The organism is Mycobacterium sp. NGS24, assembly GCF_059813065.1.
Window position 1 is genome coordinate 219,280 of record NZ_JCALDW010000006.1, and the last position, 12,145, is coordinate 231,424.

Sequence of the window (12,145 nt, forward strand, 5' to 3'; positions counted from 1 at the left end):
ACGGGGCGGGCTGCCGGCTTGCCGGGCGTCCTCGGCGTGCCGGGGTCCGGCGGGATGAACGTTCACATTCTCTCCGGGGCGCTGACTCCGAGGATGGCCAATCCGTTGGCGATGACCTGGCGAGCGGCCTGGCACAGCGCGAGCCGGGCCGTGTTCAGGTCGGTTGGTTGTTCGTCACCCTGCGGCAGGATCCGGCAGGCGTCGTAGAAGCGGTGGTAGTCACCGGCGAGGTCTTCGAGGTAGCGGCACACACGGTGCGGTTCCCGCAGGGAGGCTGCAGTTTTCAGCACCCGCGGGAATTCGCCGATGGTGCGCAGCAGGGTGCCCTCTTTGTCGTGGCTGAGCAGCTCGAGATGCCCGGTGTCGGCGATCAGGCCGAGCTCGGCGGCATTCCGCGCCAGCGCCGAAAGCCGAGCGTGCGCGTATTGCACGTAATAGACCGGGTTTTCGTTGGACGCCGACGACCACAATGCCAGGTCGATGTCGATGGGAGTGTCCACCGACGAACGGATCAGACTGTAACGCGCGGCGTCGACCCCCAGGGCCTCGACCAGGTCGTCCAAGGTGATCACGGTGCCCGCCCGCTTGCTCATCTTCACCGGCTGGCCGTCGCGAACCAGGTTGACCATCTGCCCGATCAGCACCTCGACGGTGGCCGGGTCCTCACCGAACGCCGCGGCGGCGGCCTTGAGCCGGGCGATGTAACCGTGGTGGTCGGCACCGAGCATGTAGATGCACAGGTCGAAGCCACGCTCCCGCTTGTCCAGGTAATAGGCCAGGTCACCGGCCACGTAGGCGGGCTTGCCGTCACTCTTGATCACAACGCGGTCTTTATCGTCGCCAAAGGCACTGCTGCGCAACCACGTTGCGCCGTCCTTCTCGTAGATGCTGCCGGTGTCGCGCAGTTTCTCGACGGCCTCGTCGACGCGGCCGCTGGTGTGCATCGAGTCTTCATGGGTGTAGACGTCGAAGTCGGTGCCGAATACGTGCAGCGACTCTTTGATGTGGGCGAACATCAGGTCCACCCCGATCTCGCGGAACGTCTCGCGCCGCTGCGCCTCGGGCAGGCTGAGGGCATCCGGTTGTTTCTGCAGCACCTGGGCGGCGATATCGACGATGTAGGTGCCCGCGTAGCCGTCCGCGGGAGTGGGCTGCCCGGTGGCGGCGGCCACCAGGGAGTCGGCGAAGCGGTCGATCTGCGCGCCGTGGTCGTTGAAGTAGTACTCGCGGACCACCTCGGCGCCCTGGGTGGCGAGCAACCGACCCAACGCATCACCGACGGCTGCCCAGCGGGTGCCACCGATGTGGATGGGGCCGGTGGGGTTGGCCGAGACGAACTCCAGGTTGATCTTCTGCCCGGTGAGCACGTCGGAATGCCCGAACCCGGCCCCGGCGTCGATCACGTCGTTGATGATCTTGGCCTGCGCAGAAGTCTCCAGGCGCATGTTGATGAAGCCGGGACCGGCCACCTCGGCGGCGGCGATGCCGTCGGCCCGGACCAGTGCGTCCGCAAGCCATCCGGCCAGCTCACGCGGATTGGCGCCGACTTTCTTGCCCAGCTGCAGCGCCAGGTTGGAAGCGTAGTCGCCGTGCTCTGGGTTACGCGGTCGTTCTACGGTGACCGTCTGCGGCAACACCGACACGTCGAGATCATGCTCGGCCAGCACCGCGGTGGCGGTGATTCTGAGCAGCTCAGCGAGGTCGGCGGGGGTCACGAGCGTCCATCCTATTGGCTCGGGCGCGTTCGCCTCGAATCCATTACCGGTGGTCGGGCGGTCACCGGGATGCGCTAGTCTGGCGGGGCTTGTTTATGCCCTATGGCGCACATGGTGTTATGCGCCCCCGTAGCTCAGGGGATAGAGCGTCTGCCTCCGGAGCAGAAGGCCGCAGGTTCGAATCCTGCCGGGGGCACTGTAACTAGCAGAGACGAAATGCCTGCTAGACAGCGTTTTTCAAGGTTGCTACAGCGGCCATCCAAAGCAGCCTACCTATCCGCTACCTATCCGGTTGGGGTTTGCCCTAGTCAGATTCATTTGCTGTCACCCGCCGTCGCGCGCGTCGCGAATTTCACACACTTTCGCTCAGTCTGCTATTCTCGCAATGTGGCCTAGCCCGCCATAAATGCGCCACCCGTGAGCGCCGAATTTAGTACGAGGTAATTCAAATCACGCGAAAATGCTAGCGGTCTTCATAGACCTGCCCTTAGAGCGTTGGCTATTCAAACCGCCATGTTTCAGGGGTCCAAAGTGTCCAACCGCCAACTCATTTCAACGACCAACGCCGCCGAACGACTCAACGTCTCGCCCAACACCGTTCGCCAATTCATTGCAGACGGAAAATTCAAGGGCTATAAAGTCGGTCGTCTCATCAAACTTGATGCCAACGATATTGAGGCTTACCTAGATCAGGTGGCGTCAAGCTAGCAGCAGACTACGATCCGACTAGAGTCAAGTTGTGCGTTACGCCCTGAGCCAGTCGTTAGCCGATGCCGCACCGCACACACCCCCACGGCACCCCGCGACGCGCATCTGAGCACGTGCCGGGGTTTGTCGGTCCTACTACCTACAATCTGGCTGCGAACGCAGAGAGAGGCATCAGGGTGGGCACGGAACTGCCGGATGGCGAGACAATCAGAATCGGCATTCCAGAATTCAGGGAACTTGAGCTTTCCACGTTCAATTCAACCATCGTGCCAATTGTGGTCATTACGAGAGAGCCAGAGAGGATCGTCCCTGTCGGCACGGCGTTTTGCATCGGATCACGTGGTTTGTGGGTCACGGCACGTCACGTATTGGAAGGTCGCGGCGGTGCGTTTGACCTTCAAAAGCGATATGGGGATTCGTATATCGCGATTCTTTGGGTAGGTTCAGGTGTTGGGCAAGACGTTCCCGAATTGCTGGGCGGTGTAATACCGGTACGGTTCATGGTTCAGCATCCGGCCAGCGGCAGTGATTTGGCGCTGCTGGGAGCAAGTAGGCCAAACCTAGAATTTCCGACAATCCAACTGACTGCACGGCTACCAATCGAAACCGTGCCAGTCCTTGGGCTTGGCTATCCAAATTTCAGCGTTCGAGTCGACGGCAAGAATGTGATCCACGCCGACAACAACATTCACGCATCTAGCGGTGAAGTCTTGCAGCTGTACCCGAACGGTAGGGATACGTTCGTGGACTTGGATGGAAATTTCACGGGCAAGCTACCAGCGCCGTGCTTTGAAACGTCTGCCCGATTCGACGCCGGTATGAGCGGTGGACCCGTATTAGATCCAAACGATTCAATCTGCGGTGTAATAGCAACAGGATTCCAGCAGGGCGGTACCGACGAATTCGGCGCTACGTCGTTCGTGTCCGCAATGCCCTACATATTCATGCTGAAGGTACCGTACGACGTATATATGACGGGTGAACAGCTCGGTGGCAGAAAGATGCTGGTCTACGAAATGGTTCAGCGCGGTCTAATTTCATGCGATGAGTCTTTCGAATATTTGAAAGTCACTGAAGCCGACGGGAAAATCCACGTCGATTATGACGTCTGACGCCGGAGCTTTTTCTTAGCCGCCTGTTTCAGTTGGTACCGCCGATAGGTTAGACGAGTGCGCAACGTACGGTCATCAGGCGGTTTGATTGCCGTTGCCATCATCATGTGTGATTCGTCTGGCCCGTGAATGATTCGGGTTAAGAAGTCACGGCTTGGCGCGTCCGGATGAATCACGGTTAACGTGTTGACCGTGATGCCTGTTGCAGGGACTGTCAGAGTGAACGGGTATGTCTCAGAGAATGCCCCGGAATTGATTCCGTTGTTTGGGAGAGATTCAGAAGAACTAAGGTCACCCGTTCCAGACATGTTGTGCGACAAAATGAATCGCAGGTACGCGCCAAACCGTCCGATGTAATACGTGCGAGCGTATCCCCCCCGATATGCGGCCATCCAATACTGTTCGCCGTCGCAGTGTTCATCGTGCTCGTTGAACGTATCCCTGCCAAGGTTCGTATTTATAAACCCGCGTGTAAGACGCCTGGTATTGTAATACATTCGACGGTTGGTAATCGTGATCGAAAAGGCAATGATTCTCGCGTCTGCTATTTCGATCATTACCCATGCGCCGCGAAGGTGATAGGTCCGCTGTTCGCGTTCGTCTTCATATGTGATGAACTGTGCAGGGCCCAATAACGATTCGATGTAGGCGACCGAACTACCGCAGGATAATTGGTCCAACAGCTTGGACTGAGCGCGACGACGGCCCAACCACGCGGCTAGCGGATTCCAACCGAACCTAATGCCTGCCCATCCGATGCCGGTGAGCACCGTTACCGCGACGATGGAACTGAGCACGTTGTCTAGGTGCGACCAGTCCAAGGCACCAAACCAGCGCGACCAGTCAGACGGGTGTATCCCCCACATGGTTTGAATGGTCGCAGACCAACTCGTCGGATTGGATTAGCCAGAACTGTTCGACCGCCTGGCGCGTCTCAGCGATCCGTTTGGAGGCCTGCACTCACCACACCCGCACCCGGCGACGCCCCGCCGCGCATGGCCCGACAAGCGTAGACGCCCCGTGCTGGCCCTGTGCGCCACGCTGGCAGTCGGTGACCGCCGCACCGGTAGATCACGACGACCACGCCGCGCCAATCGGCTACCAATGGCCTATTTGGCTGCCAACAGCCGATAACCTGCCGAACCAACGCGCCGGTTTCGCTGCCGACCGATTCAAAACCGCAGGTAGAACGGCTACAGGCCACACAGCAAGTTCACACCGTGAACATGGCTGGACGCCGATTTTTGCAGGTCAAACGGATAAAATGGATACGTGGGACCGATCACCGAAGCGGAGCGCCGCGCAACGTTTGACTACTACTTGCGCCGCGCCATTTTCTTTGGAGAACGTCACGAAGTGTCTTGCATTGGTCTCAGTTGCGAGACGTGGCACGCAATACACGCCGTGGTGAGCGAGCACCCCAAACGTGCAGTTTGAAACAGTGCTCTCAGCGCGTGAAGAAATAGAACGCCAGCTAGAGGGCAGGCAGTCTGCTGAAGCTATGGCGCGCTACCCACGCAAGCAATTACCCGATTTGGACCTCACCGTACGACAACGCAAGAGCGCACCAAAGCGACCCTAGCTCCGAGCACGCTGATGATCCGCCCACACTGCGGTGTCTTGGTCGTGAAATTTGTACAACGTTCGCCTATGCCGAATTCTGATGAATCATCGTCGTCGGCAATGATTTCAGCGGTTCCGATTGGCGGCAGGTCATAACCCACGCCGACAGGTAGCCCTGTTCCTCTGCTCACTGTTCAATCCGTTCGCTTGGTTCGGGCTGTTGGCTAGGTCGCTGCGGGTCTAAGGCCGCGCCAGCTTGTGCCAGAGCAACGACTACTTGAGTTCCATCAAGCACGGAAAACCACTGGTCAAGCGAAATCGATTGCCTTTCAGCATATTTCGGACGACACCGGCATCCCAGCCAGCCCAGCTGTGGTACCACCGGGCGCCCGGGTGGCCGACCCGAACACCGCCCGAGCGGTCAGGGCATCTCGGCAACCACTCGACCGACCACGTTGCCGAGTCTGAGTCGCTCGATGGCCTCGGGGATGTCGTCGAAGGTGATCGTTTCGGTGTGGATTTCAAGCTCCCCGGCGGCCATGTGCGCGAGAACCGCTTCGAGAGCCCCGGTATGACCACCTCGTGCTCCCCGCAGGGTCACCTCTTTGATCACCAGTTCCGAGGTCGGAATCGTTGCTTCGTTCCGTCCGAGACCCACTTGGATCACGCGCCCCTGCACCCGAACCGCGCCGATTGCGCCGGCCGTGGTGGTCCCGAATCCGGCGAAATCCACGATCGCGTCGAGTTGCAGAGAGGCCAATTCGCGGACGTCCTCAGCGACATCGAGGACGCCCTGCCGTTTGGCGAGTTCCCACACCTCGCGTTTGGGTTCGGCCGCATACACCTGCGCTCCGGCCAACACGGCGATCCGCGCACCGGTCAGACCCAGCCCGCCCAACCCGACGATGCCGACCTTCTCACCGGCGCGCACCGCGCCGACACCCAGCACCGCGCCGTACGCGGTCTGGCCCGCATCGGTGGCGGTAGCCGCCTGGGTGAACTCGATCCGGTCGGGCAGTCTGATCAACGCCTCCGCCGAGGTGAGGCATTTGTCGGCGAAGCCCCCGTCGCTTGACCAACCCGGCGCGCCGGCCTTGCCCAACTCGACCACTACGCGGTCCCCGACATGAAAGTCCGCGACACCGGGACCCACCGCCCCCACCACTCCGGCCACCTCATGGCCCAAAATGATCGGCAACCTGGGCAACAGCGGGGTCAACGTTCCGTCCAGAAATCCCACATCGCTATGACAGAGGCCCGCGGCACGGACCTCGACGACGACCTGCCCGGGTCCCGGTACCGGGTCGTCGCAGTCCACCAACTGCAGGGGCTCGTTGGCGGCGACTAGTTGCCAAGCTCTCATCGCATTCTCCCGATTCGACGCCGCCAACTATGCCCGAGTCGGACCCCCGTGCGAAGCACCAACCATCGCCTATCCGCGATCTATCCGGGCGTCGTGCAACACTGCCGACACACCTGACACCGCTACCCTGTCGCGCAGCAGCCAGGGTCGGCCGCGTTGCCTAGGAGTCCGGTATGAGTTGCCGAAACACACTATGGCAGCGATGTTTTCGGTTCTAGTGTTCTTGGTGTCCGGGGGGACCCGCGAGCTAAGGCACACCATGAAAATCACAGCAGTCAGCGCGGCGATCGTTATTTTCTCTGGCCTCGGAATCTGTGCGGCTACACCGGCCTGGGCGGAGGACCCGACCACGAACGGGACATTTCTCTATCACGACGAAGACGGCGACACCGGCAGGTGGACCATCACGACCAACTGCGCGCCAGATTGCGTCGCCCACGTGACAACGGCAACCGGACGAGAGTTCGATGCCGCACTGATCGACGGCCGCTACACCAGCACCCGCACCATCGCCGACGCCGTGACCTGTCCGGGATTCACCGCCGGGGACTACGGTCGATGGATCCCCGCCAGCACGCATCCGATCACCGTCACCCAATGGTGGGATCCGCAAACACTGGTCGGTGAGGTGGACTTCTACGACCACTCCGGTCCGTGCGGGCTTGCCGACCACCATGACCGCTTTACCCTCACCAGAATCCGGTAACACTGCGCTGCGGTCAGCGGGTACGACAGGCCGCGCTCTCGTCAGATTGGGTACTCAATACCACTGTCCCGCAATGTCATTCGCGACCTTGCGGAGCGCCCATCTCGCCGGCCAGAGATCGACGCCGTCCACCTGATCGGCAAGCGAGCAGGACTTGAGGGGTTCGGGCAGGCTGCTGGTAGCGTGACCCGAAGGCGCAATGCGACGCTTGTCGGTGAAAGCCTCGCCAGGAGGACCACGATGAAGACATCGGCCGCGACTCACGTGTTGCAGTTGGGCGTTCTGGCCACTGTCCTCGGCCTCACGTTCACCACCGGCGGTTCCGGAACTGCCGGCGCCGACCCCGCCAACACCAGCCCGTTCGACATCGTGAACAACACCAACGTCGAACTCGTGTTCTGGGACTACAGCAGTACAGCGAAATACCCGGCGTCAGGCCCCAATCACAACGATCACGCCAAGCCCGGACAGAAGTTCCACTTCACCCTGCTCCAGATGGAGGGCAGCCGGTCGGACAAGCGGAGCAAGGGCCGCACCACGATCGTGGCCAACTTCCACTACGACACCAACGGCGTTGACAGCCCGGCCGGCACAGCGACCATGGACATCGCGTTCGACGCGGGCGGCAACGATGTGTGGACAAGCTCGGTGAACTGCTGGGCGAGTCGGGACCGATCCTGCGGTCCGCGGCCGCCGCAACCGGGCAACCAGTTGTTCCCGGGGAATGTCGTCACCTTCACCGGCTGACCATCGCGGGCGCTTGCATCAGCGAGCACGCCGGCCGGCGTCGGCCTCTGTGACACCTCACCGGATGCACCATTCGCGGCATAGTTGCAGCGGGCGAACCTATCAGCACGGCATGATGGCGATATGGCCTTGCGGCAACGCGACGACGACGTCGCGGGACAGCGCCCTTCGCGGCGCGCGGTGCTGCGGTGGGTTGCGGCGGCCGGGGCCGTCGCCGGAGCCATGCTCTACTCCAACTGGGTGCTGGAGACTGTTTTCACCCGCACGCTGCCCGACCCCGATCTCTACATCAGTGAACTGGCGGCCGCCGACCAGCCCTACGGCGAATGGTTCCGGGCCGGCGATCTGTGCGCCGCAGCCGCACTCGTCGTGGCAGCCACCGCTGCCCTGCTGAGCCGGCCCGGCAGCCGCTGGAGCATTAAGGGGTGGTTGGCGGTGGTGGTTTTCTCCGCGGCCACGGTGCTGGATAACACCATCTGGACGCTGGTGTGCGCCCCGAGTTCCAACCCCACCTGCGCCGCTCGCGAAGCCTCAGGAACGGTGCCCATCGGCCACCAACTGCATTGGCTGAGTAGTGGCGTGGTGCTCGCCGCGGCGATTGGCTCGCTTCTGGCCTTCGCCATCGCCGACGTGCGCGAGGGTGCTGCGCCGAAGGTCCGTCGCTTGGGACTGTTCATGCTGGGGGCGCTCACCGGGACAGCACTTCTGACGGGTCTGGCGATGCTCCTGGACAACGCCGACCACGTAGGCGTCATCGGCATTGCCCAGCGCGCCGAGCTGACGGCTTTCGCCGGCTGGTTGATCTACGTCGCTCTGCGCACGGCTCGCAGCCGACCCGAACGCGCAGAGTAACTGCACACAACCGCACGCGCCGGCCATTTTCGCGCTGGATGAGTTGAAATCGGCACGGCCGGGAGTCACGCCGTGGCGACCGCCCGACATTTTTCCCTGAAGATTCCCGAACAGGTGCCTTGGTCAGCGTTTTTGCTGATACACTTCGGCGATATTGTCCGATGGCAATTAATTCCAGGTAGGTAGGTGGCGACTTGAGGCTCGACTTGCGGCTTGCCGCACTTGCGTTAACATTCGCCGCTTGCTGTAGCACCGGAACACCGCTCGCCCTGGCCGAAGGACCCGCGATGGATGGCACCTACCGCTACCTGGATGAAGACGGTGACGTCGGCACCTGGTCGATCAGGACCACGTGCACCCCGCAGTGCGTCGCTCACGTGACAACAGAGCCGGGCCATGGCTTCAACGCTCCGCTGGTCAACGGCCGGCACACAGTGACTCGGATGATTCCGGACGGCGTGACATGCCCCTCCTACTACCTGGGAGACAACGGCTCCCTCTGGGACGGCGGAACGCATCCGGTCACCGTTCATCAATGGTGGGACCCGCGCACGATGTCCGGAGAGGCGCATTTCCTGGAGAGCGGGGCTCCGTGCAACCTTCCCGACCTGCACGACACGTTCACCCTCACCCGTATCGGATAACGATCATCGGCGCCGACCGGCGGACACGGCATGATGTCCTGGTGGGCCTCACCCCGGCCGGATGGAGTACGCCACCGCAGCCCGCCGGCAGCTGCAGCGTCGGATCCGGCCCGTGACCGACCACGTCGTCGAGGTCGGCGGCCGTCAGCTTCGGGTACGCGTGGATGGCAACACCGGCCCGGTCGTGGTGTTGTGCAGCGGCCTGGGGGGCCGGGCGCTGCATTGGCGTGACACGGTCACGAACCTGGCCGAGGACCACACCGTCGTGCGGTTCGACCGGCCGGGCATACCGGCGGAAACCATACCGGCGCCCGATGCCCGTCAGATGCTCCGATCAGAGGCCGACCGGATCGGGGCTGCGCTCGAGGTGGTGGGGCGATCGGATCCGGTTGTGGTGGTGGGGCACTCGATCGGCGGCTTCTACGCCGAAGCGTTTGCGCGCCTGTATCCGGAGCGCACCCGAGCGCTGCTACTGCTCGATTCCAGCATCGCTCACCGTCGGCGGCTGACGTTACCGCTGCGGACCAAGCTTGCCGTCGTCGATGGGGCCGTCGCGACGCTCGCCAAGCTACACCTGCGGGTTCCGCTGGCCCGTGCCGGCCTGATGCTGGTGCAGCGCCGTCGTCCTGACGGACTCGATGCCCCGATGATGTCCGAAATATGCCGCGCCACATCGACAAACGACGTTGAGATCGCGCTGCTCAGCGAATATGCCGCCTACCACGAGATCGCGGAGGCGCTGTGCGGCCTACGCGCCAGTCACCCGCTGACGGACGTGCGTTGCACGGTGGCCACTGCCCACACCGGCTGGTACACCCGGCGCTGGCGCGCCCAACAGGTCAAGCTCGCCGAAAACCTTGGTGCAGAACATATTACGCTCGCTCCGGCCAGACACCTGGTGATGATCGACCAGCCGCGTCGCACCGCCAACCTGATCCGCGCGGTCGCACGCTCAGATTCGCCGTCCGCGAATCGATGAAGCTTTGTTTGAGTCGGCAATGAATCCGCTGCGCACGACTTCCCGCCCGCAAATCGGTTGATAGCGTTGCGTTTACGCTCAGCGAGCGCAGTCAACGATGACTAAGGGCAGACACAGATGAAGATCGACTCATTACGTGCAGTGCTTGCGATCTCGTGCGGTTTGGGACTTTTTGCCGCAGCACCGACAGCCCGCGCCGAGAATTTGGTGATGACAGATGGTCACTACGCCTACACCGACGAAGACGGGGTGGTAGCGACGTGGAGTATCACGACCACCTGCACACCGGGGTGCGTTGCCCACGTGTCGACGGGACCCGGTGAAGGCTTTGATGCACCGCTGGTCAACGGCCGGTACGCGGTGAAACGCGTAGTTCCGGAGGGCGCGTTCTGTCCCCCCTACATCGTTGGCGAAACCATATTCGGCAGCACGCAGCATCCCGTTCACGTGTACCAGTGGTGGGACCCGGCAACGCTGGCCGGGGAAGTGGACTTCCTGGAAACTGCGGCGCCGTGCGGTCTGCATGACCTGCGTGACTCGTTCACCCTCACCAGGATCAACTGAGCAGGGCCGGCCCCCGGACCGTCCTGACAAGAAATCTCCAAGAACTCGCCAAGATCCCCCCGGCACGCTTCTCTGCAATACCCCGCTTACGGCGGAGGAGACGCACACCAGGGAGGGACACCATGTCGAACCGCACCCGCCGCCACCTGCGGCCCGTCCGCGACATCACCGAGCCGAAGCTGCAGTTCCGCACCATCCACGGCCACCGTCGCGCCTACCGGATCGCCGGTTCCGGACCGGTCATCGTGCTGCTGCACGGCGTCGGCGACAACTCCACGACCTGGAGCCCGGTGCACGCCCAGCTCGCGCAGCGGTTCACCGTCATCGCCCCTGACATGTTGGGCCACGGCGAATCGGACAAGCCCAACGCCGACTACTCGCTGTCCGCATTCGCCAACGGCCTGCGTGACCTGCTCACCGCACTCGACATCGACCGCGTCACCCTCGTCGGGCATTCCCTGGGCGGCGGCGTCGCGGCGCAGTTCACCTACCAGTACCCGGAGTTCGTGGAGCGCGTCGTGCTGGTCAGCGCCGGCGGCGTAACCAAAGACGTCAGCATCGCGCTGCGGTTCGCGGCCATGCCGATGGGCGCCGAGGCGCTCTCGATGCTGCAACTTCCCGGTGCGCTCTCCGCAGTGGAACTCGTCGGCCGCACCGTCCAAAACGTCGTCGGCTCAACGCGTTTCACCCGCGACGTGTCCAGTCTGCCGCGTCTGGCCCGCGGCTTGAGCAAGCCCGGCGCCGTGGCCGCGTTCGCCCGCACGCTGCGTGCCGTGGTCGACACCCGCGGCCAGTACGTCACGATGCTGGACCGCACGTACCTGATGCAGGACCTTCCATTGCAGATCATCTGGGGCGTGGACGACATGATCATCCCGGTGAGCCACGCTCGGCTGGCGCACCAGCAGATCCCCGGCTCACGCCTGGAGATCTTCAAGGAGTCCGGCCACATGCCGCACGACGACCACCCGGACCGCTTCGTGCGGGTCGTCGAACAGTTCATCGACTCCACCGAGCCGTTCGCCTACCAGCCAGAACTCATGCAGAAGGCATTGCAGACCGGTGTCCGTCAGTACGCCGACTACGAGGCGGAAGAAGACCTCGCCTGACCTCAGGCGGCCGCCGGTCTGATGCACCACCCTGCGCAGGCAGCGCAGCTCCAGGCGCGGCGCCCGCCCACCAACGAATATCC

12 protein-coding genes and 1 tRNA gene are annotated in these 12,145 nt (G+C 62.6%); 10 read left to right on the plus strand and 3 right to left on the minus strand.

All coding sequences use genetic code 11. The features are described from left to right. Positions 1-62: 62 nt before the first annotated feature. Positions 63-1,715, minus strand: coding sequence for an arginine--tRNA ligase (argS, locus tag AC5Y6Y_RS11350; protein ID WP_499930062.1), 1,653 nt, complete (start codon positions 1,713-1,715; stop codon positions 63-65). A 123-nt stretch (positions 1,716-1,838) separates the two neighbouring features. Between argS and AC5Y6Y_RS11355 the strand changes: the two genes are divergently transcribed. The 3 genes from AC5Y6Y_RS11355 to AC5Y6Y_RS11365 all read left to right on the plus strand — a co-directional run bounded on the left by AC5Y6Y_RS11355 (position 1,839) and on the right by AC5Y6Y_RS11365 (position 3,535). After that, a tRNA-Arg gene (locus AC5Y6Y_RS11355) sits at positions 1,839-1,911 on the plus strand. A 299-nt stretch (positions 1,912-2,210) separates the two neighbouring features. Further along, positions 2,211-2,423, plus strand: a complete 213-nt coding sequence (locus tag AC5Y6Y_RS11360) for a helix-turn-helix domain-containing protein (protein WP_499930063.1) — start codon at positions 2,211-2,213, stop codon at positions 2,421-2,423. Positions 2,424-2,599: 176 nt separating this feature from the next. Further along, positions 2,600-3,535 (plus strand): S1 family peptidase, encoded by a 936-nt coding sequence (locus AC5Y6Y_RS11365; RefSeq protein WP_499930064.1) that lies wholly within the window; start codon positions 2,600-2,602, stop codon positions 3,533-3,535. Here the strand turns inward: AC5Y6Y_RS11365 and AC5Y6Y_RS11370 are convergent. Both AC5Y6Y_RS11370 and AC5Y6Y_RS11375 read right to left on the minus strand, forming a co-directional pair. Further along, on the minus strand, positions 3,523-4,401 hold the full coding sequence (locus AC5Y6Y_RS11370) for an ETEC_3214 domain-containing protein (protein ID WP_499930065.1): 879 nt from the start codon (positions 4,399-4,401) through the stop codon (positions 3,523-3,525). The two genes, AC5Y6Y_RS11365 and AC5Y6Y_RS11370, sit on opposite strands and share 13 nt — an antisense overlap. Positions 4,402-5,519: 1,118 nt before the next feature. Beyond that, a complete protein-coding gene (locus AC5Y6Y_RS11375; RefSeq protein ID WP_463826640.1) occupies positions 5,520-6,461 on the minus strand; it encodes an alcohol dehydrogenase catalytic domain-containing protein in 942 nt (313 codons plus the stop codon). Positions 6,462-6,720: 259 nt separating this feature from the next. Between AC5Y6Y_RS11375 and AC5Y6Y_RS11380 the strand changes: the two genes are divergently transcribed. The 7 genes from AC5Y6Y_RS11380 to AC5Y6Y_RS11410 all read left to right on the plus strand — a co-directional run bounded on the left by AC5Y6Y_RS11380 (position 6,721) and on the right by AC5Y6Y_RS11410 (position 12,062). After that, entirely contained in the window at positions 6,721-7,167 is a 447-nt protein-coding gene (locus tag AC5Y6Y_RS11380) for a hypothetical protein (protein WP_499926610.1), read from the plus strand. A gap of 240 nt (positions 7,168-7,407) precedes the next feature. After that, a complete protein-coding gene (locus AC5Y6Y_RS11385; RefSeq protein ID WP_499930066.1) occupies positions 7,408-7,914 on the plus strand; it encodes a hypothetical protein in 507 nt (168 codons plus the stop codon). Positions 7,915-8,037: 123 nt separating this feature from the next. After that, positions 8,038-8,766 (plus strand): DUF998 domain-containing protein, encoded by a 729-nt coding sequence (locus AC5Y6Y_RS11390; protein WP_463826643.1) that lies wholly within the window; start codon positions 8,038-8,040, stop codon positions 8,764-8,766. Between the two features lie 287 nt (positions 8,767-9,053). Then, positions 9,054-9,410: a hypothetical protein gene (locus tag AC5Y6Y_RS11395; RefSeq protein ID WP_499930067.1), complete on the plus strand. Its 357-nt coding sequence runs from the start codon at positions 9,054-9,056 to the stop codon at positions 9,408-9,410. Positions 9,411-9,522: 112 nt separating this feature from the next. Next, the gene (locus AC5Y6Y_RS11400; protein ID WP_499930068.1) at positions 9,523-10,389 is read left to right on the plus strand and encodes an alpha/beta fold hydrolase; all 867 of its coding nucleotides are present in this window, start codon (positions 9,523-9,525) and stop codon (positions 10,387-10,389) included. A gap of 117 nt (positions 10,390-10,506) precedes the next feature. Next, positions 10,507-10,953 (plus strand): hypothetical protein, encoded by a 447-nt coding sequence (locus tag AC5Y6Y_RS11405; protein ID WP_499930069.1) that lies wholly within the window; start codon positions 10,507-10,509, stop codon positions 10,951-10,953. 122 nt (positions 10,954-11,075) lie between these two features. After that, positions 11,076-12,062: an alpha/beta fold hydrolase gene (locus tag AC5Y6Y_RS11410; RefSeq protein WP_499930070.1), complete on the plus strand. Its 987-nt coding sequence runs from the start codon at positions 11,076-11,078 to the stop codon at positions 12,060-12,062. Positions 12,063-12,145: the final 83 nt, after the last annotated feature.